This window comes from Candidatus Symbiobacter mobilis CR (genome assembly GCF_000477435.1).
Lineage (GTDB): Bacteria > Pseudomonadota > Gammaproteobacteria > Burkholderiales > Burkholderiaceae_C > Rhodoferax > Rhodoferax mobilis.
The window spans coordinates 1,250,002-1,271,805 of record NC_022576.1; the positions used below are offsets into that span (position 1 = coordinate 1,250,002).

Below are 21,804 nucleotides of genomic sequence, written 5' to 3' on the forward strand. Positions count from 1 at the left end.
CAGGATCATGCGGATCGGGCGCTACGCAGGCACGGCGGCCTCGACCTGAAACCGCACCTTGCGCACGCCGTTCCAGGTGTCGATCTCCGGGCGAAAAGCCAGCGTGGCGCGGTTGGGCAGGGGGGTAGTGTGCTGGAACCACACCCCATCTACTGCCTTCCCATGGTGCCGCAACTGCAAAAACAAGTGCTTGCCCGCCACACAGCGTTGGGACACGATCTCCAGCTCCTCGCAAAACAACGGCGCGGGAAAGCCCTGGCCCCAGATGCCATCGCGCAAGGTGTCGATGAGATCGACGCGGCAAAACTCCGGGGGAAAAGGCCCGTCCACGTCGAGATAGCGACTGCGGGTCGCTTCATCAAGGCACTCCTGGGCAACGCCATCCATGGCATGGCAAAAATCGCCCAGGCGCTCGCGTGCGATAGTGCATCCTGCTGCCATCGCATGACCGCCGAAGCGCAGCAACACGCCGGGGTTGCGCTTGGAGACCAGGTCGAGCGCATCGCGCAGATGGAAGCCGTGGATCGAGCGCCCCGACCCCTTGAGCACGCCTTCCGCACCCGGCGCAGCGCTGTCGGCAAAGACGAAGGTGGGCCGGTGGTACCGTTCCTTGAGCCGCGATGCCACGATCCCCACGACCCCTTCGTGGAAGCTGGGGTCGTAGAGGCAAATCGCGTCTTGCGTCCCGGTTTGCTCCAAGGATTCGACAACCGCCAGCGCTTGTTCGCGCATCTGCCCTTCGATGCTTTTGCGATCCCGGTTAATGCCGTCGAGCATCCGGGCCAATTGCCGTGCGCGTTCGGCATCGTCAGTCAGCAGGCATTCAATGCCGATCGTCATGTCGGACAACCGCCCTGCCGCGTTGATGCGCGGGCCGAGGGCAAAACCCAGATCGACCGTGCTGGCGTAGCGGGGCGCGCGCCCGGCTACCTCGAACAAGGCCAACAACCCTGCCGGCGCGGCCATCGCACGGATACGCTGCAAGCCTTGGGCAATCAGCCTGCGATTGTTGGCGTCGAGGCAAACCACATCGCTAACCGTTCCCAACGCCACCAGACTCAGCAGCCCGTCGAGCTTCGGCTGCATTGCGCCCCCGGCTTCCCCAAACCGCCCACGCGCCCGCAACGCCGCACGCACAGCGAGCAGCAGGTACATCGCCACGCCCACTCCAGCCATCGACTTGCTGGCAAAAGAGCAGCCCGGCTGGTTGGGGTTGACGATGGCATCGGCTTCGGGCAAGACGATGTGCCCCTGTGGACTGGCGCAGAGGTGGTGATCCGTCACGACAACCTGCATCCCCAGCGCACGCGCTGCGGCAACCCCCGCAAAGCTGGCAATGCCGTTGTCGACGGTGAGCAGTACCTCGGCACCCATGGCATGTGCGCGGGCACTCAGACTTTCCGAAAGCCCGTACCCATCCTGTACCCGATCCGGCACCAGGTACTGCACCTTGCGCGCGCCCAGCAGACGCAAACCCCGAACAGCCGTCGCGCAGGCCGTCGCGCCATCGCAGTCGTAGTCGGCAACGACGCACAGCGTGCGATTCGCCTCAATGGCGTCGGCCAGGATTTGGGCGGCCCGATCAATCCCCCGCATTGATGATGGCGGGAGCAGGCTTGGCAAGGCAACATCCAACTCCGCCGGATCGCACACCCCCCTCGATGCATAGAGACGCGCCAGCAGCGGATGCACCCCGGCTTGCTCCAAAGCCCAGACTGCGCGTGGGGGGACATCGCGCACCCGCAGCACGAAGGAATGACCGCTTCCTTCTGCCTCAGCGGTGAAGGGAACGTCGCGTATGAGCGGCGCAATGGCCGGAGCATCGCGCAACATCAGGAATGCCGCACCAATCTCGACAACTCGTCCAGCAGCGCATCACGCAGCCCGTAGAGTTCTGGCAGCAATTCCTGGGCCTCGGCGTTGCTCCCCTTGTCGTGGTGGAAGCAAATGGCCGCGCCCAGGGTATGCACCTTGCGGTGCAGATGCACGATGCGGTCGAAGCAGGCTTTGTGCGCGTGCTGGTATCGCCCTTCCCCAGACAGCCAGCGCCCGAACCGGCATTCGAAAGGATTGAGTAAGGGCGGGTCTCCAGAGGTGTCCTGAACGTATTTTTCTAGCCGGATCACCCAGGCGCGATGATCTGCAGCGGCGTACAGCAAAGGCAGATCGCGGCGGTCGAGCACATGGAGATGCATCCAGGAAGGATCCATGCGCCATGTCTGCACCCAGTCCGGAACGGCGGCAGCGGGCATAGGCCGTGCAATGCCATAGCCCTGCCCCATATCGCACCCCAACTGCAACAGCATGGCCCCATGGGCGACGGTTTCCACGCCTTCCGCAATGACGGCGCGCCGAAACGCCAGCGCCAGCCCCAAAACACCGTCAAGGATCGACAAATCGTCGGAGTCGTCGAGCATCCCCCGCACGAAGCTCTGGTCGATCTTGAGCACAGACACTGGCAAGCGCTTGAGGTACGTCAACGAGGAATACCCCGTTCCAAAGTCATCCAGGGCAAAACGCACGCCCAACTGGTGGCATTGTTCGATGACCTGCGTGACGACACGGGTATCTTCGAGCGCGCTGGTCTCCAGCACCTCGATTTCCAGATGATGCGGGCCTACTTCAGGGTGTGCCGCCAGCAGCTCCCGCAGACGATCGACAAACCCGACCTGCTGCAACTGGATCGCACCGACATTGACGCTCACGTGCAGGTCCAGCCCTGACTTGAGCCATTCCTGCGCCTGCGCCAGCGCGGTATCGATGACCCACTCCCCAAGCTGGACGGCCAAGGGGTGGTTTTCGATTTCCGGCAGGAACAAGCCGGGGGCCAACAACCCTCTATGGGGGTGCTGCCAACGAATCAAGGCCTCGACCCCCAACACCTGCCCAGTGCGCATATTGACCTTAGGCTGGTAGTACAGGACGAACTCGCCATTGCGCAAGGCATACACGAGGCGGTTGACGCACTCATGGTGATCGCGAACACTGCGATCCTGATCCGCGTCGAAGATGTGGTACAGGTTCTTGCCAGCCTGCTTGGCCTTGTACAACGCCTGATCCGCCTGGCGAACCAGCATGTCGGCATCGACCACCTGGGACTGCGGAAACAACGACACCCCCAGGCTTGCCGTGACTTGCAAACGATAGCCTGCCACATCAATCGGCGCCGAGGCAGCATCGAGCAGACTGTCAAGCAGCGGGACGCACTCCGCAACACCCGGCACATCGTCGAACACTGCAACGAATTCGTCCCCCCCAAAACGGGCCAGGGTATCCCCTTCCCGCAAGATGCGCGCAATCCGATCGGCCACGACGACGAGCAATTGATCGCCCACTTCGTGCCCATAGCGGTCGTTGATCGCCTTGAACCCGTCGAGGTCGACATTGACCACCGCCAGCCCTGTGGATGATCGCTGCGCCCGATTCATCGCTTCCCGCAAGCGGTCAGACAGCAACACCCGGTTGGGCAGCCCTGTGAGGGAATCGAAGTGCGCCAGCTTTTCCAACTGGCTCTCATGGCTCTTGATCAAGGAAATGTCCGTGAACAGGCCCACGTAATGCTGCAAGGACCCATCGACCCCCGCGACGGCACTGATGCTGAGGATTTCCGGATAGATCACCCCGTTCTTCTTTTTGTTCCAAATTTCCCCTTGCCAGTGCCCGCACGCCAGCAACTCGTTCCACATCTGCGCATAGAACGCAGACTCGTGCCTGCCGGACTTGAGCACATTCGGTTTTTTGCCCAGGATGTCGTCTCGTTCGTAGCCGGTGATGCTCGTGAACGTTTCGTTGATATCGATGATCGTTCCATCCGGCTCCGCGATGAAGATGCCCTCCCGGGCATGGGTGAATACGCTGGCCGCGAGCTTGATCTTTTGCTCGCTCACCTTACGCAACGTCACGTCGCGGACGATGCCGACAAAGTGCGTCAACGTCCCTGCCGCATTCCGCACCGGGGACATCGTCGACTCGTTCCAGAACGGTCGGCCATCTTTGCAATGGTTCAGCATCTCGGCATGGAACATGCCTCCCTGCGCCAACGCACGATCCATCTCCGTAACGACATTCGGATCTGTCAAGGGGCCGATCAATAGATGCACGTCCTGCCCCACCACCTCGTTCCTTCCATACCCCGTGATGCGTGCAAAGGCATCGTTGACGGAGACGATCTTGCCATCGACGCTACCAATGAGCACCCCCTGCGAGATGGACTTGAGCGCATGGGCACTGATACGAAGCTGGTCTTCAATGATCCGGCGCTCGGTCACGTCGCGCATCGCCATCTGGTGCGCAGGCGCCCCGTCGTAGGTGATCGACAAGCCCTTGAGTTCGACGTCCATCACCGTGCCATCGATCTTGAGGAATTTCCCTTCCAGCAGCGGCGCAGCCTCTTCGTCACGCTGCATGTGCGACAACAACTCCATCGTGGCGTCGCGGTGATCCGAGTGAATATGCTCGATCAACTCGCTACCCAGCAGCTCTGCTTCAGATCGTGCAGCGAAAAGCTGTACTGCCGCAGGGTTGAGGTAGACGATCCTGCCCTCGCGGTGAACGATCAGCGCATCCGGCGACCAGTCGATCAACGACCGATAGCGCCGCTCGCTTTGCCGCAGCCGCGCACGCGCCAAGATCCACCCCAATGTCATCGACAGCGTGTGTGCAGCGTCGAGCTGCAAGGTGTCCCAGGGATCGGACTCGCCGCGACGGGTCTGCACCCAGCGGGCAAAGGAACTGCGCGGCTCCAGCCGGGGGCCGTCTTCGTCATCGACAAGCGCCTTTTGCTCATCCCCCGCCCACTCGATGGAACGCACTTCCTCTGATCGGAACCACAAGGCAAGCTGCGCTCCCGCATCGTCGAGCGAAATGGCCAGCAACCCCGCCGCACTGTCGCAGTACACAGCCAAGTCGGGGTGCTGCGCGGCCAATGCATGGGTCACGAAAGGGGTTTGCCCTGACCATTGGGCCAGCAACCGGGTTCGCAGGCAGCCCAGCATGGGCCGTGCCGGTGCTTCCCCGAACGACAGGGTTTCGCGGTCGGTGACGAGCGCAAGCCCCTGCGCCCCCACGGCAGCGAACATCCGATGCAGAAGCCCGGTGGGCAAATCCGGCAAATCGGCGGTGTGTTGCGTCCATGCCAGCAAATCCCGGGTCACGCTGCGCAGTTCCACCTGAAAGCGTAGGCTGTCGTCGAAGGCAATCGCAGACAAACGCATCGCGGCGGTACGTGCGATGAGTTCCAGGTTGTCGCGCATCCGCAAGGGAACCACCTTGGGAACGCGGTGATGGCATACGACCAACCCCCACAGCTTGCCATGCTGCAAAAGCGAAATCGACAAGGAAGCTGCAACACCAAGATTCTTGAGATACGTGCGATGCACGGAAGACATGCCGCGCAACACCGAGAACGACAAATCGATTCCTGCCCCCCCGGGCATTCCTCCCAACAAGGCGGCCATGGGGGCATCCCGATCCGGGAGCATGCGCACCAAATTCTTGGCATACAAACGCCGCGCAGGTTCGGGAATATCCGAAGCCGGAAAGTGATGGCCGAGGAACGACTCCACAGATTCATCCCGGCTTTGTGCAATGACTTGCCCGTTCCATTGATGATCGAACCGGTAAACCATCACCCGATCAAACCCCGTCAACGTACGAATCTGGCACGCCAGTTCCCCCGCAAAAAGCTCCATATCCCCCATCTCGGCCAACAAGGCATTGAGCACCCTGGCGGCAGCGTCCCGCTCTGTCTGCGCTGCCGAAAGATCAATGACCTCCGCCTCGATCTCGATGACCCGCACCGAACCGATGCGATGGACAAAGGCCTGTCGCAGCGGCACTCCTCTTGCCGTGCCGTCAGGGAAAGGCAGGAGCACTGGCGCTGGAGGGTTCTGGGCAGGCACCGCGCCTAGCGTCAGGATGGCCCGCCATGCATCCTCTCCAAGCACCTTTCCTACTTGCCGCCCCAACGCTTGCTCCGGTTGGATATGTAGTACCTCGCCAAAGTTGGCGCTCACGGCGCAGACGCGCAACGCAGCGTCCACCGCGACGAGCACGCCATGGCTTTGTATAGCGCCAATGAATTCGATGGGCTCACTCTCACACCGCCGCAGCGCTTCGCGAAACAGGGAAGATGCGAAATCCTGCATGGGGAACCTCGTGGGAAGTCAAACGAGTACGCGCAAACAAGTGCGTGATCGCAATGAAACCAACGCAGGATACCCAGCGACGATGCCAATATCGTTCACCCTTCTCCTACGTTTGGGTCTATCCTACAAGGAACCCATCCACCACCATGGAGCACGCATGAAGCAGGGTGGAACCCAAATAGTCCATGAGGCGCACCTTCTGTGCTGTTTGCGTGCAGGCGGCGCACTGACGGCCATTTTTGCCCTTCTTCGTTGTTCCTAGCTCAAGCTATGAACGCCTCAGTCAGGCCAAAACTGCCTCGCCACTGCATCCACCTGCCCTGCAAACCCTCATGGACTATCTGGGTTCAAGCTAGAATCTTTCGCTTTCGGCACACTGCATTGCGCCCCAAGGATTGGTTACTATGGCATCTGGAAAACCCAAGAAAAAGAACCCTCGTCTGGCTTCCGGGCGCAAGCGCGCACGCCAGGACATCAAGCGCAACGCGGCCAATACGGCCCTGCGCTCCCGCTACCGCACTGCCGTCAAGAACGTAGCCAAGGCGGTGCTTGCGGGTGACAAAGACACTGCCGTTGCCCAGCTTGCCAAGATGCAGTCCGTCGTCGATTCCATTGCTGACAAGGGAATCTTCCACAAAAACAAAGCAGCTCGCGACAAAAGTCGTATGTGCGCCAAAGTAAAGGCACTCGGTGCTGCAACGGCATCGGCTTGAATGTGCGGACGACAATGGTACGAAGACGTACAACAAAGACGTGCAAATATGCCAATCCGTAGACAGAGAAAGATGCGGTTTCAGGCAGTGGATTGAGTGGATTGATTTTGTCGGCCCTAAGGAAAGGGCGAAAGGTGGAGTACCCAGGCCAGTGCTCCGCACCACCTCGCAAGTGGTTGCCTGCTGCATATTGCTTTGTTAGCGTATGCCGAGCTTGGTGTAAGCATGCATTCCCTTTCTTAGCTTTCCTGTCAAGCTGGACTTCTAGCGTTGTTGCGTTTGCTGCCCCCCGCTTTCTGAAGGTTCGCCTTTTTTGGTGTGTGCCTTCAGCCCGGGGGTTTTTTGCGCACAAAATGTTGTGCAACAACTATCCAAAACCGGCCTGTTGGCCGAAGTCACGGCTTACCGCCCTGAAGTGCGAGGTTTCCAATCGGTGTTGATCGGTGTTGATTTATCGATGACCCATGAACATCGCATTGGAATGGATTCGTATCGGGTTCTTTTGATCACTCAGCCAAAGGAGACAGCAATGGCAAGACAAGCGGCAGGAAAGCATCAAGGCCAGCCTGGCTATGGTTCTGCTGACACAACGTACAGCGCAATTGCTGCCGACAAGCAGACACACGGCGTTTGGTCTCCGGGCGTACGGCTGATGGAACGCCTGCGCTTTGCCAACAAAGCGCTACTCATTACGCTGTGCTTTCTGCTGCCGATTACCCTGCTTGCTGGACTATTTCTGCAATCGTCCCTGTCTGCCAGAGCGGCTACCCAATTGGAAGCAGACGGCGCCAGATACCTTCGCACCCTGCTCCCGGTGATGCAATCGGGACAAGATGTACGCGCCATTCAAGATCGTGTCACTGCAGGGGAGCCTGTTCCCCAAGCCGAGCGCGATGCCGCCGTGCAACGGCTGGCTACCCGCCTGGAAGCGCTGGTCCCGATCGATCAGGAATTGGGTACACGCTTGCAAACCGATGAACTGTTCCAAGAATTGCGTTCCGGAGTCGAAGCCCAGGTTCGTTCTAGCGCGGGGGTCGCTGCGGCAGCATCGGTGCCAACGGTGTCTACGGCAGTCAAGATGGTCGGGCATATTGGCAACACTGCGGGTCTCGTCCTCGACCCGGAAGTTGCTTCCTTCCACTTGATCCGCGCCGTGGCCCTGGAATCTGCAGATCTGCTGCTGGCCACTTCGCAAACCCGGCGCCTGGGCAGCGAATTGATCACCCGCTTCGATGCTTCGAAGATGGACATACTCACAGATCGCTTGGCCCGGATGCAGATTGGCGCGAACCGGTTCCGCTCCGCGTTCGCAGAGGCTTTTGCGCACGATGCCACGTTAACTGCTGCCGTCAGCCCCGACGCCACCCTGAAAAATATCCAAAAGATGATCGACATTACCCGTGAGCACGTCGCCCGCAACTCGGGCACGCTTTCGGCCAGCGCCTATTACAAGGAAGCTTCTACCCATCTCTCCGACCTCTATGCATTGGTGGATCGTGCGCTAGTGAGCGTCGATCGCTTATTGCAGGATCGGCAGGCTCGCATCGCCAACGCGCTCATGTGGTCTGCACTTGCCATGGCGGCCAGCCTGCTGCTGGCTACATACCTCTTCTACAGTTTTTTCCTCGTCACCGAACATGGCTTGCAGCAAATCGCATCGCGGCTCGAAGAAATGGCGCAGGGGGATTTGCACACGGCGCCGGCCGTCCCCTCCGGCACCGACGAAACGGCGCAGGTACTGTGGTCGCTCATCACCATGCACAAGGTGCTTGCCCGGTTCCAATCCGAGCAACTCAAAATGGCGCGCCAGCACGATGCAGGCGCCATTCGCCACGTCATGCCCGTACACGAACTACCTGGGCAGTTTGGTGAAATGGCCCAAGCGATCAACGATTTGGCAGGCACCCAGAACCGCGTCACTTTCCGGCTGGTGGATTTGATGGATGCCTACTCCAATGGCAGCTTCGAGGAAGCGATGGAGTCCCTTCCCGGCGAAAAAGGTCGAATCTCGGAAGTGGCCAATGCGGTCCGGCTCAAGATGCGTACTGCTTCCGAATCCGCTGTCATCAATTTGCGTGTCGTCAATGCCCTCAACAAGGCCAGCACGAACATCATGATTGCCGACGCCGACCACAACATCATGTTCATGAACGATACGATCAAAAACATGATGGCACGCCACCAAGAAGCGTTACGCAAAAGTCTGCCTCACTTCGATGTCAACCGTCTCATCGGCCAAAACATCGACGTATTCCACAAAAATCCCTCGCACCAACGCCGCATGCTGGCCAGTATACACGGCACGCATCGTGCGCAACTCCAAATCGGCGCGATCCATTTTGGGGTGTCTGCCAACCCCATCTTCGATGAGCAGGGAGAGCGCCTGGGCACCGTCGTCGAATGGACTGACCGCACTGCGGAAGTCCTCATCGAAAACGAGTTGGCCAATGCAGTGCAGGCTGCTGCCCGTGGCGATTTCTCGCAACGCTTGAGCCTCGAAGGCAAGACGGGCATCTTCGCCACGCTGGCATCCAGCATGAACGAATTGATGCAAACGAGCGAAGTGGGCCTCGGCGACGTGGCCCAGATGCTCGAAGCCTTTGCCCGCGGTGACCTCGGCTACCGCATCGACCGCAATTACGAGGGCCTCTTCGGGCAAGTCAAAGAAGCCGGCAACAGCACTGCGGAACAGCTCGACCGCGTCATCGGCGAAGTGCGTGCGGCGGCGGATGCCCTCACCGGCGTGGCTAACCAAGTCAGCACTACGGCACAGTCCTTATCGATGGCTGCCAGCCAGCAATCGGCCAACGTGGATCAGACTGGTTCGTCGATCGACAAAATGAGCGTATCGATCACCCAGAACTCGGACAACGCGCGCATCACCAACGAAGTCGCGACCAAGGCCTCGCACGAGGCCACCGACGGCGGCAATGCTGTCACCCAGACCGTTGGCGCCATGAACAAGATCGCAGCCAAGATCGGCATCGTCGACGACATCGCGTACCAAACGAACCTGCTCGCGCTCAACGCCGCCATTGAGGCAGCGCGTGCCGGGGAACACGGCAAAGGCTTCGCCGTCGTGGCAGCGGAAGTGCGCAAACTCGCCGAGCGCAGTCAGGAAGCAGCCCGGGAAATCGGCGAACTCGCAGCAGCCAGCGTATCGACGGCGGAACACGCCGGGAAACTGCTGGATCAAATCGTTCCCTCGATCCAGAAAACCAGCGAGCTTGTCCAGGAAATTTCCGCAGCCAGCGCGGAACAAAGCGATTCCGTCGTGTACATCAGCGGTGCCGTCGGGCAGCTTCGTGACGTCACCCAGCGGAATACGGCTTCGGCGGAAGAGCTGGCGGCCACAGCGGAGGAACTCTCCAGCCGTGCCGGGCAACTCCAGCAGACGATCTCTTTCTTTGCCGGGGGCGCGCGGCTCGTTCCGGCCCCCGCCGCACTGCCCGAACGCCGCCAGCCCCAGGCTGCCCCGGCACCGCACAGACGACCCGCCCCTGCACGCCTGGCTGCGCCGAGCAAGCCGATGTCCTCCAATTTCCAGGAGTACTAAAAAGACCGTAACGGTTCACTCTCCCTCCCAGGCGTTTCCCGGATTCCGTTTCGGTGTAGAACCTATTTCAGTAGGCAGGCGAGCCGAAGCAGTGTGCGTGGCACCGGAGCGCAGGAACCGGAGTATGGACAGTACATGAGGATTCCGAGCACCGCCTCCGCGTGCAATGCGATGGCGCAGCTCCTACTGGAATAGTTTCTTACCCGGGCTACGTAGTTGGGGGGATGGCAACGGTTACGAATAGTCTTCTTGGTGTGCAGCCAGGAGCGTGCGCTGCCACCGCACAGAGCACCTTGAGGTTTTGCACTACTGCGCATGACTACCCCCACCACGCCGCATACCCCCGTAATGGCGCAATACCTGCGCGTCAAAGCGGAATTCCCCCAGACCCTGGTGTTCTACAGGATGGGGGATTTTTACGAGCTGTTTTATGAGGATGCGGAAAGGGCGGCCTCGCTACTCGGTATCGCGCTCACCCAGCGCGGACAGTCAGGGGGCCAGCCGGTCGTCATGGCCGGGGTGCCGGCTCATGCCGTCGATACCTACCTATCCCGGCTGGTCAAGCACGGAGAGTCCGTCGCAATCTGCGAACAGATTGGCGAACCAGCCAGCGCCAAGGGTCCCATCGAGCGCAAGGTCGTTCGGGTCGTCACGCCGGGCACCCTGACCGAAGGGGAATTGCTGGGCGAAAAAAGCGAATCCGTCGTGCTGGCGCTCCATGCCGGGACACGACACCAATGTGGACTCGCCTGGATGAGCATCGCCCAAGGGCTGGTGCATCTGGCGGAATGCGCTCCCGACGAACTGGAATCCTGGGTTTCCCGCACTGGGGCCAGCGAGTGGATCGTCAGCGACAAACTCCCCACGGTGTTCGAGGAACGATTGCGTGCATTCACGCAAACCGGCCCACGCGCTCTGGCACGGCGTCCGCACTGGCAGTTCGATACCGCACTGGGCTCGCAAGCGCTGCTACGCCACCTGCAAGTCGCCAGCCTGTCCCCGTGGCAGGCCGAAGGGCTCGATCCAGCGCATGCTGCGGCATCGGCCTTGCTGGCTTACGCAGCGCACACCCAGGGTCGCGAGCTGCCACACATCCATGGCATCCACGTCCACCGGGCGGACGAGGCAATCGATTTGCCTGCCACCACGGTGCGCAACCTCGAACTGGTGCGAACCTTGCGTGGGGAAGACTCCCCTACCCTCCTCTCCCTGCTCGATACCTGCATGACGGGAATGGGCAGCCGCGCTCTGCAACGATGGCTGCTCCATCCCCAGCGAGACCGCACCCAGGCCCGGGAACGCCACGAAGCCATCGCTACCTTGCGCGGCGGTGACTGGAAGTCCTTGCGTGACCGGCTCAAAGGATGTTGCGACGTCGAGCGCATCGCTGCCCGCATCGCCCTACGCCAGGCTCGCCCCCGGGAGCTCGTTGCGTTGCGTTGGACTTTGCAACGGCTTGGCCCCCTTTCTGCCACCGTGCTGGAGCTGGGGACAGTGTTCTCCCCCCTCGCCACCGACTTGCAGCCCCCCCAAGACTGCTGCGTCCTGCTCGAACGCGCCCTGTGCGAAGAGCCTGCTGCAGCGGTGCGCGACGGCGGGGTCATCGCCGTCGGCCACGACGCCGAACTCGACGAGTTGCGTGCGATGGGGACAGGTTACGACCGCTTCCTGCTCGACATGGAAGCCCGGGAACGGCAACGCACCGGCATCGCGAACCTGCGCGTGCAATACAACAAGGTGCATGGTTTCTTTATCGAAGTCAGCCAGGGACAGCTCGACAAGGTGCCCACCGACTACCAGCGCCGCCAGACGCTCAAGAATGCCGAACGCTTCGTCACCCCGGAACTCAAGGCGTTCGAGGACAAGGCACTCAGCGCCCAGGAACGCGCCCTTGCGCGGGAACGCTGGCTGTACGAGCGCTTACTCGACGAACTGGGCACTTCGGTTCTCACGCTCGTGCGATTGGGACAAGCGCTGGCCTCGCTCGACGCCCTCTGTGCCCTGACCGAACGCAGCGTGACGCTCGACTGGCGCCGCCCGGAATTCGTTGCCACGCCGTGCATCGAGATCGACGCTGGACGCCACCCCGTCGTGCAAGCCCGACTGGCCGAGCGCAATGCAGGCTCCTTCATCGCCAACGACACGCGCCTAGGGTCGAAGCACCGGATGCTCATCCTCACCGGCCCGAACATGGGTGGCAAGTCGACCTATATGCGGCAAGTCGCGCTGATCGTGCTGTTGGCAAGCATGGGCAGCTTCGTCCCTGCCCACAGTTGCCGACTCGGGCCTATCGACGCCATCCACACGCGCATCGGCGCTGCCGACGACCTGGCCAATGCCCAGTCCACTTTTTTGCTCGAAATGCTCGAAGCAGCGCAAATTTTGCACACGGCAACTTCCCAATCGCTCGTGCTGATGGACGAAATCGGCCGGGGCACCAGTACCTACGACGGCCTAGCCCTTGCCGGCGCCATCGCCACCCACCTGCATGACAAAGTCGGCGCCTTCACCCTCTTCGCCACCCACTACTTCGAGCTGACCGAATTCGCAGCCACCCACCACCACGCGATCAATGTGCATGTCAGCGCGGTCGAATCGGGTCACGACATCGTCTTCCTGCATGAGATTCAACCCGGCCCCGCCAGCAAAAGCTACGGCGTACAAGTTGCCCGCCTTGCCGGAATGCCCACCGTAGTCCTGAACCAGGCACGCCGCACCCTGGCAACGCTCGAATCGCTGGCCCAACGCGACCGGCCCCAGGCAGACCTGTTCACCCCCGCCGTAGAACCGGAATGCACGGAACCCAGCCCGATCGAACGCTGGGTGGAAGCCTTGCGCCCCGACGAACTCAGTGCGCGGGAAGCGCTCGAAGCACTGTACGCGCTCAAAAAACTGGCCAGCCGAGGCTAGGCAAGCCAACCTGCGCGCTGGGATGCATCGGCCCGCGTCACGACTGATTGCCCATAGCCGTTTACACCAGGGTTATGTCGCAATACATTGTTTTCTATATAAATTTCTTGTTACCTCCTAGTCATTTCTGGGAAAAGGGCCGCACAGCGCATCCTGCCCCGATAGAATGGAATTGGTCGGGAAAGCCCTTGCATGCCGATGTGCGTTCCGGGGCTGCTCCTGCACCACTCCCCCTCTCCCTTCCCCTTGCACCCTGATGAGTCCATCGCGGCTTGTTGTGGGTGATCCTTGTCCACACTCCAGAGGAGGCCCCCTTGGCTCACTTCGGTTTCCCCACAGAAACGATCATTCTGTTTTTTATCGTCATTGGCGTTTCGGTCTACCTCGACCTGTTTATGCACCGCAAGACGACGGAAATCACCATCAGCGATGCGGCCAAGTGGTCTGTGTTTTGGATCGCCCTGGCGTTGCTGTTTTATGGCTACCTGTGGATGCGCTTCGACAAAAACTGGGCAGATATGTACCTGGCCGGGTACGCGCTGGAAAAAAGCCTCTCGGTCGACAACCTGATGGTGTTCATGGCCATCTTTGCCTCTTTCGGCATCTCAGGCGCTCTACAACACCGCATCCTCTACTGGGGGATCCTCGGTGCGCTGGTATTCCGGGCCATCTTCGTCGCCGTTGGTACCAGCCTTTTCCTCGCCAGCCCGTATGTGGGCTTCCTGTTCGCGGCTTTCGTGATCTGGAGCGGGGTCAAGATGTTGCAGTCCGGCACCGACGAAACGGAAATCGAAGACTACTCGCACCACTGGAGCGTGCGATTGACCGGCAAGTTCATGCCCATTTACACCCGCTTGCACGTCGACCGTTTTTTCGTTCACCATGACGAAGTCATCGCGCAAGGCATGGCGTCTGCTGTCACCCGCAATGGCAGGCTGTACGCCACCCCCGCATTCCTGTGCCTAATGGCTATCGAGACGTCCGATATCGCTTTTGCCTTTGACTCTGTCCCGGCGGTCATTGCCGTGACCCAGGAACCTTTGCTTGTCTACTCCGCGATGATCTTTGCCATTCTCGGGCTGCGCAGTTTGTATTTCGTACTGGCGGCGTTGACCAAATACCTGGTCCACCTGGAAAAGGCCGTCATCGCGCTGCTCTTTTTCATCGGCGCCAAGATGGCGCTGCAATCCTGGAACCACGCGGTTTTCGATACCGGCTTCCACCTCGCTCCCAGCACCAGTTTGCTGATCGTCCTCGGCACCCTGGGGGCAGGCGTGGTGGCATCGTTCCTGTTCCCCGAGCGCGAGGAACCTGCGCAGTAGTCCAATTAGGCACGCGCGGCCATTCCGCATCCCAATGCGCTGCACCCGTGGGGGGTGCGGTGCGTTTTGTACTGTCCTGCCCCCACGCATTCATCCTGGAGGTTCACCCATGGCTATCAGTCTGCAAAAAGGCGGCAACGTCAATCTGAGCAAGGAAGCGCCCGGCCTGAAAAAATTGCTCATCGGTCTGGGCTGGGACGCCCGTGCCACCGACGGGGCCGAATTCGACCTCGACGCCAGCGCATTCATGCTGGCAGCCACAGGCAAGGTGCGCAACGATGCCGATTTCATCTTTTACAACCAGCGCAAGTCGACGGAAGGGTCCGTCGAGCACTCCGGGGACAACCTCACCGGCGCTGGCGATGGCGACGATGAATCGATCAACGTCGATCTGTCACGCGTGCCGCCGGAAATCGAAAAAATCGCCGTCTGCGTCACCATCCACAATGCAGAAGAACGTCGGCAAAACTTCGGCCAAGTCTCCAAGGCCTATATCCGCTGCGTCAACGCCGATACCAACACCGAAATCGCCAAGTACGACCTGTCGGAAGACGCATCGGTCGAGACAGCAATGATCTTCGGAGAGGTCTATCGCAGCGGTGCAGACTGGAAGTTCAAGGCCATCGGCCAGGGTTTCCAGGGCGGCCTCGGCCCCTTGGCCAAAAACTTCGGCGTCAACGTCTAATCCAATACGGCATGGTGCGTCGCCGGGGTTTTCCACTGCGGCGCGCACTATTCGTCAAGAACTGAGGAGCAGACCTATGCCCACCTTTACCGTTCTGGGAGACGACGATCCCTTTCTCCATGTCTCGCTACGCAAGGGGGAATCCATCTCCTGCGAGAGCAACGCCATGGTGATGATGGAAGACACCCTCGATCTGGCAGGCCGAATGCAGGGGGGGTTTTTGCAGGCCGTGATGCGCCGCATGGCGAACGGGGAAAGCTTCTTCCAGCAGCAGATCCGCGCCAGCCGTGGCGATGGGGATTGCCTGCTTTCTCCCACTCTGCCCGGTGCGCTCGAAGTGCTCGACGTCGGGTCGGTGCAGTACTGCGTGTCGGACGACGCGTACGTTGCCTCCAGCGACGGGGTCGCAGTCACCGCGCAGATGCAAAACATCGGAACGGCCTTGTTCGGCGGTACCGGAGGCTTTTTCATCGGTCGTTCGAGCGGGAGCGGCAAGCTCGTCGTTTCTGGCTTTGGGTCGGTGTTCACGCTCGATATCACCCCGGCCAAGAGCGTCCTGATCGACAACGGGCATGTCGTCGCATGGGATAGCGCGCTGCACCACGAGTTGTCCGTCTCCACCAACCAGAGCCAGGGTTTGTTGGGCAACCTGGTCAACAGCGTCACCAGCGGGGAAGGCATCGTCCTGAAGTTTTCCGGCATCGGCAAAGTCATCGTCTGCTCTCGCAACCGCAGCGGGTTTCTGGCTTGGCTCAGCGCCAAACTCATGCCGAATCGTTCCTGAATCTGCCATTCTCCACACGTCATCGCTCCACACGCCGTCGACCACCCGTTTTTCGCGATTCACTTTTCTCTATCACCATCACAGGAGGGAACCATGGGTATCAATCTGCAAAAAGGCCAAAAGATCAGCCTCGACAAGGAAGCCGGGGGTGCGCTCACGAGCATCATCATGGGGTTGGGTTGGGATGCCGTCAAGAAAAAAGGCATTCTGGGATTTGGGGGAGGCTCGGAGACCATCGACCTTGATGCCTCGTGCCTGCTGTTCGACGCAAGCAAGCAGCTCATCGATGCCGTGTGGTTCCGGCAACTGCGTAGCCAAGACGGGAGCATCCAGCACACTGGCGACAACCGCACCGGCGATGGCGAAGGCGATGACGAACAAATCATCGTCAACCTTTCTGTAGTGCCAGCCAGCGTGCAATCGCTGGTGTTCACCGTCAATTGCTTTACGGGGCAAGACTTTTCGCAAGTGGCCAACGCCTTCTGCCGAATGGTCAACAAAGGCAACAACAAGGAAATCGCGCGGTACGACCTGAGCGTACAAGGCAAGCATTCGGCCCAAATCATGTGCAAGGTCTACCGGCACAACAACGAATGGAAGATGCATGCGATCGGGGAAAACGGCGTAGGGCGTACGTTCCAGGAACTGCTTCCGCAGATCCTCCCCCATCTGTGACCTTAGGGTCGCTGCGGTACACCGCCCACGATTGCAGCGTATGCGCGTCTGGTTCAACAAAACCTTCTCTCTGGTTCACACGGCGCTGCGGCTCCTCCGCACCGCAGACCCTGACCAGACGTTCACGCTGCTCGCTTCGCACCCCAACCCGGATGCCATCGTCCGCCTCGCTGCGGACGAGTTCTCCCCCGAACCCCCGGGTCAGGGTGGGGCAGAGTATGTCGATTGGTGCCTGGGCTTTTGCCAGCAACACCGTGTCGACATCTTTGTACCCGGCAAGGAAGCGACCTTGCTTGCTGGCGCGCAGGATCGTTTTGCCGCACTGGGGGTGCGCATGTTGTGCTGTGCGGATGGCCCCACCCTTCAGCTTCTGCACGACAAAGCCCGGTTTTGCTCGACAGTACGGGTTCCCACAGCTCCCCCACCGCTGTGGCACCCATGCACGACGGTAGCCGAGTTCGACGAAGCCTGGGATGCGCTGCGTGGATCGGTGCCGACGTTGTGCATCAAGCCGTCTCATTCCGTCTACGGGATCGGTTTCCGCAAAATCCGGCAGGACACCACCGCGCTGGGGCTGTACCTCGGCGGCAGCGATTACCAAATCGACTTGCCCTCGCTGCGCGCCATACTGGCCTCGCAGGAACGCTTTCCCACGCTGTTGCTGATGGAATACCTTGCAGGGGACGAGTTCAGCATCGACTGCCTGGCTGAAGCCGGCACGCTGCACTACGCCGTGATCCGCTGCAAGCCCGCGAAAGGGGGATCCGTCCAGACTATCGTGGATCGCCCGGATTTGGAGGAAGCCTGCCGCGCCATCATTGCGCAATTCGGGCTGAACGGCTACGTCAATGTGCAGTGTCGGGAAGGGGGGGCCGGGCCGCGCATTCTGGAAGTCAACCCACGGATGTCCGGCGGCATTGGCATGTCTTGCCTAGCCGGGCCCAATCTGCCGTTTCTGGGGCTGGCAGGCTTTGCCCATGGGTATGCAACCCTGGCTCGCGTACCCGTTCAGCATGGTCTACGGGTCGTGCAGATCGACACTCCCGTCGTACTGCCGTGAATCTTTCCTCTCCCGCCGAATCCCCGGATATTCCCGGTCCTTCGTTGACAGCCCAGCTCCCACAAGGAACGATCACTGTTTCCATCGACTACGCGGAAATTCCTGCGCAACGACTGTTCAGCTTTGCCACCCGCGCCAACCCCAAACGCGCCTTTCTGTTCCTCTCCCACGTTCTGGGCAAACACCTGCCCGTAGACGTCGCCACGATGGGGGACGTACATACCCGCATCGCTGCGCACATCCCGGAACTACCGGATCCCATCGTCTTCGTCGGCATGGCCGAGACAGCCACGTGCCTGGGACAAGGCGTTTTCGAAGCCTGGTTGCGGGAGCATCCGCAACGCGAGGCCCTGTTCCTGCATACCACCCGGTACCACGTCGGTGGCGCCCACCGCGTCTCCTTCGAAGAAGCACACAGCCACGCTCCCCAGCAGTGGTTCTTCCTCCCGCCCGACCCGCACCGCCGCGCCCTGCTGCACCATGCCCGTTCCCTCGTCCTGATTGATGACGAAATCAGCACGGGAGATACCTTGGTCAACCTCGTGGGCGCAATGCAGTCCTGTTCTCCAGCCCTGGCGCATTTGCATCTGGCCGCCATCACCGACTGGATGGGGCCACAACGGCGCAAGGAGCTGACCAGCCGATGCCATATCGCCTGCTCGATCGGCGCATTGTTGTACGGCAGTTGGCACTTCACCCCCCACCTCAGTACTTTCCCGATCCCGGCACCCGAGCTATCGAATGATCCCAACGCGCCGACGATCCGCGATAGTGGCTACGGTCGCCTCGGCGTAACGTCTGCCATATCGCTCGAACCCAAATTCCTTCAGCATCTGGCCAAGCCGCTCGCACGTTGCGACCGCGTACTCGTGCTGGGAACCGGCGAATTCATGCATCCTGCCTATGTCCTCGCCCGGGAATTGCACGCAGCCAGCAAAGCCAAAGTCTGGATGCATGCCACCACACGCTCCCCCATCCTGACCTGGGGCCCGATTCGCAACGTCCTGTCGTTTCCGGACAACTACGGCGCTGGTGTGCCCAACTACGTCTATAACTACCAAGCTGGAGACTACGACTGCATCTTTCTTTGTGCAGAAATGGATGCCAGTGGAAGCCTCAAACACCTTGCGCGTCATCTCGGCGCACGCCTGTTCTTTTTTCTCCCCGGGGGACGCATTGCAGAAGATTCTCTTTGCTGACCTCGACGACACCCTGTTTCATAGCTACAGAAAGCACCATCCCGGCCCCGGATGGCTGGTGGCGGCGACCCTGCGCGACGGTTCGGCCTTTTCCTATACCTCCCCCAGGCAGCGTGCCGCCTTCGAACTCTGGCAAAGTGTGCTGACGATCATTCCCGTCACGGCACGCAACCACGACTCCTTTCGCCGCGTCACCCTGGCATTCCATGCCGAAGCGATTCTGGACTACGGCGCAGTGGTGCTCGACTCCGATGGCGCCCCCGACCCAGACTGGCTTGCACGCAGCGCCAGCCTTGCGCGGGAGCACGACGCAACGCTGCAATCCTGGTTCGACAAGCTATGCCAGCATTGCGAGGAGCAAGAGGCAGGGCTGCGTGTCCGTTGGATCGACGACTTCGGCGTGCGGCTGTACCTCGTCGCCAAATCGACCGTCGGCAATGTGGACGCAGTCAGTGCTCTGGCCCAGACTTGCCGTGCTGCGCGGGATGCAGGCCAACTTCCCGCCGACGTCACGATCCACTGCAACGCGAACAACCTCGCGATCCTGCCCAGGTGGCTCGACAAGCGGCACGCCGTGGAGTACGTGCAGCGCCGGTACACCCTCGACGGGGAACCGCCGCTAAGTTTTGGGATGGGCGACAGCCTTGTTGATCTGCCCTTCCTCGCAGCCTGCGACTACCAGATCGTCCCCACGCACAGCCAAATCGGCCAAGCCATCGACAGGATCGAGCGATGAGCCTGCACGGGTCCTACCGCCCGCAGGATGTGGAATTCCTGCTCAAGCCGATCACGATGGCGATGATCGACGACGTGGCCGACAAGGAGCGGCTGATCCAGTCCGGCGCCCGGCACTACAGCGAAATGCTCTCCCCTGAACGGCTACCTTCCACACGCTATCTGGAGCTGTTTCGCGCCGCACACGCCATGAATCGGGAACAGATGGCGCGGGACTGCCTGCTGCTTGCGCGCGCCATCGTCGAGCAAGTCGGCACAGCACCGACGATCGTTTCGCTGGCGCGTGCAGGTACCCCTATCGGCGTCATCTTGGGCCACACGTTGCAGCATCTCACGGGCCGTGCCGTTCCACACTATTCGATCTCGATCATCCGGGATCGGGGCATCGACACGAACGCCCTCGATGCCATCCTCGACCGGGGCGCCGACCCCGCTTCCATCGTTTTCGTCGACGGCTGGACTGGCAAAGGCGTGATTACCGAAGAACTCCACAAAGCAGTGACAGCGTACAACCACGCCCGTGGCACGGCCATCGCGCAGCACCTCTACGTGCTCAGCGATTTGGCAGGGTGCGCCCACTGCGCCGCCAGCACAGAAGACTACCTGATCCCCTCGTCGATCCTCAATGCGACGATCTCCGGCTTGGTCAGCCGCTCCGTGCTCAACGACGCCATCGGCCCGCAAGACTTCCACGGCTGCGTGGTGTACGAAGAATTTGCCCCGCACGATCTCTCCGTCTGGTTCGTCGAGGACATCCTCCGTTGCATCGATACCCTGCGCGCAGAGGGCAATGTCCCGGCTCTGCCACCCCGATACGACCGCAACGCCATCGCACGCGCAACCATGGGTTTTCTGGCCATCGAAATGGCTCGGTACGGAATCCTGGATCGCAACCTGATCAAACCCGGCATTGGGGAAGTCACCCGCGTGTTGCTGCGCAGACTGCCACAACGTATGATCGTTCGAGACCGCAATGCGGCGTGCGTCCAGCATCTGCTGGTTCTGGCGGAAGAAAAAAACGTCCCCGTCGATGAACGGCCCTCGCTCCCCTTCCACGCATTGGCCATCATTCGGAGTGCCCTCGATGTCTGACCGGCCCCGCCTCGGCGCGTCCTTGTACGTTCCGGCCACCCACAGCGACCTTTGCGCCATTGCAGCAGGCACCAAGCTGGCCGCCGTACGTTCGCTGATTTTCTGCACGGAAGACGCCGTTGCCCCCCACGATCTTCCTTGCGCCCTCGACAACCTGGCCACTGCGCTGGAGCATTTGCAACCCCGGGAAGGTTGCCTGCGCTTCGTGCGGGTACGTAACCCGGACGTGCTCGACCGGCTGCTGACCATACCGTCAGTGCATCGCCTCGACGGTTTTGTCTTCCCCAAGATCAGTTTGCACAACATCGACGACTACTTCGATCGCATGGCGTGCGGCCCTCAGAATCATTTTTGGGTGATGCCCACGCTGGAAACGCGGGAGGTTTTCCACGACGCTGCCATGCATGCGCTGGCCGAGCATCTGGATCGGGCACCCTGGCGCGCCCAGATCTTGGGTCTGCGCATCGGTGGCAACGACCTGCTGGCGCTACTACGGATGCGCCGCCCCAAGGGACGGACGATCTATGAAACGCCGCTCGGGCACGTCATCGCCCGGCTGGCGACGACATTCATTCCTTACGGATTCCCCCTGTCGGCGCCAGTGTTTGAACACTACGCCGATACCGCGACGCTGGAGCGGGAAATCGTGCAGGATTTGCACCACGGATTGACGGGCAAAACCGCCATCCACCCTACCCAGGTTCCCCTGATCGAACGGCACTACCGCGTAGCCCACCAGGATCTGGAAGCAGCAATGCGCATCCTTGGCGACGATGCCCCCGGCGTGTTCTCACTCCACCATTCGATGTGCGAACCATCGACGCACCGCCCTTGGGCCAACGAAATCGTCGCTGCTGCACGCCAATTCGGCTGCGTGCCCAATGCAATGGAGTCGATGGAATAGGCCAAATAGGCCCGATGCTTTTG

Annotated in this window: 14 protein-coding genes; 12 read left to right on the top strand and 2 right to left on the bottom strand. The window is 60.8% G+C overall.

From position 1 onward, the window contains the following. Positions 1 to 21: 21 nt before the first annotated feature. Positions 22 to 1,833: a single-stranded-DNA-specific exonuclease RecJ gene (recJ, locus tag CENROD_RS05165; RefSeq protein ID WP_022772062.1), complete on the bottom strand. Its 1,812-nt coding sequence runs from the start codon at positions 1,831 to 1,833 to the stop codon at positions 22 to 24. Continuing rightward, a complete protein-coding gene (locus CENROD_RS13040; RefSeq protein WP_022772063.1) occupies positions 1,833 to 6,146 on the bottom strand; it encodes an EAL domain-containing protein in 4,314 nt (1,437 codons plus the stop codon). Before CENROD_RS13040 ends, recJ begins: the two co-directional genes overlap by 1 nt. A gap of 404 nt (positions 6,147 to 6,550) precedes the next feature. Here CENROD_RS13040 and rpsT point away from each other — a divergent pair, with 404 nt between their 5' ends. From rpsT to CENROD_RS05235, 12 genes are all read left to right on the top strand, one after another. Further along, on the top strand, positions 6,551 to 6,859 hold the full coding sequence (gene rpsT, locus CENROD_RS05180; RefSeq protein ID WP_022772065.1) for a 30S ribosomal protein S20: 309 nt from the start codon (positions 6,551 to 6,553) through the stop codon (positions 6,857 to 6,859). 529 nt (positions 6,860 to 7,388) lie between these two features. Further along, positions 7,389 to 10,415: a methyl-accepting chemotaxis protein gene (locus CENROD_RS14295; protein ID WP_022772066.1), complete on the top strand. Its 3,027-nt coding sequence runs from the start codon at positions 7,389 to 7,391 to the stop codon at positions 10,413 to 10,415. A gap of 315 nt (positions 10,416 to 10,730) precedes the next feature. After that, a complete protein-coding gene (gene mutS, locus CENROD_RS05190; protein WP_022772068.1) occupies positions 10,731 to 13,325 on the top strand; it encodes a DNA mismatch repair protein MutS in 2,595 nt (864 codons plus the stop codon). 314 nt (positions 13,326 to 13,639) lie between these two features. Further along, positions 13,640 to 14,647, top strand: coding sequence for a TerC/Alx family metal homeostasis membrane protein (locus tag CENROD_RS05195; RefSeq protein ID WP_022772070.1), 1,008 nt, complete (start codon positions 13,640 to 13,642; stop codon positions 14,645 to 14,647). 109 nt (positions 14,648 to 14,756) lie between these two features. Beyond that, complete coding sequence (locus tag CENROD_RS05200; protein ID WP_022772071.1) at positions 14,757 to 15,332, top strand: TerD family protein; 576 nt, start codon at positions 14,757 to 14,759, stop codon at positions 15,330 to 15,332. A 76-nt stretch (positions 15,333 to 15,408) separates the two neighbouring features. Next, on the top strand, positions 15,409 to 16,116 hold the full coding sequence (locus tag CENROD_RS05205) for a TIGR00266 family protein (RefSeq protein WP_022772072.1): 708 nt from the start codon (positions 15,409 to 15,411) through the stop codon (positions 16,114 to 16,116). A 93-nt stretch (positions 16,117 to 16,209) separates the two neighbouring features. Next, positions 16,210 to 16,791 (top strand): TerD family protein, encoded by a 582-nt coding sequence (locus tag CENROD_RS05210; protein ID WP_022772073.1) that lies wholly within the window; start codon positions 16,210 to 16,212, stop codon positions 16,789 to 16,791. Between the two features lie 40 nt (positions 16,792 to 16,831). Next, entirely contained in the window at positions 16,832 to 17,851 is a 1,020-nt protein-coding gene (locus tag CENROD_RS05215; protein WP_022772074.1) for an ATP-grasp domain-containing protein, read from the top strand. Then, positions 17,848 to 19,050, top strand: a complete 1,203-nt coding sequence (locus CENROD_RS05220) for a phosphoribosyltransferase domain-containing protein (protein ID WP_022772075.1) — start codon at positions 17,848 to 17,850, stop codon at positions 19,048 to 19,050. The genes CENROD_RS05215 and CENROD_RS05220 overlap by 4 nt, the downstream gene beginning before the upstream one ends. Further along, on the top strand, positions 19,028 to 19,786 hold the full coding sequence (locus tag CENROD_RS05225) for an HAD family hydrolase (protein WP_041193295.1): 759 nt from the start codon (positions 19,028 to 19,030) through the stop codon (positions 19,784 to 19,786). The genes CENROD_RS05220 and CENROD_RS05225 overlap by 23 nt, the downstream gene beginning before the upstream one ends. After that, entirely contained in the window at positions 19,783 to 20,877 is a 1,095-nt protein-coding gene (locus CENROD_RS05230) for a cysteine protease StiP family protein (protein WP_022772077.1), read from the top strand. Before CENROD_RS05225 ends, CENROD_RS05230 begins: the two co-directional genes overlap by 4 nt. After that, entirely contained in the window at positions 20,870 to 21,781 is a 912-nt protein-coding gene (locus tag CENROD_RS05235) for an HpcH/HpaI aldolase/citrate lyase family protein (RefSeq protein ID WP_022772078.1), read from the top strand. Before CENROD_RS05230 ends, CENROD_RS05235 begins: the two co-directional genes overlap by 8 nt. Positions 21,782 to 21,804 lie beyond the last annotated feature (23 nt).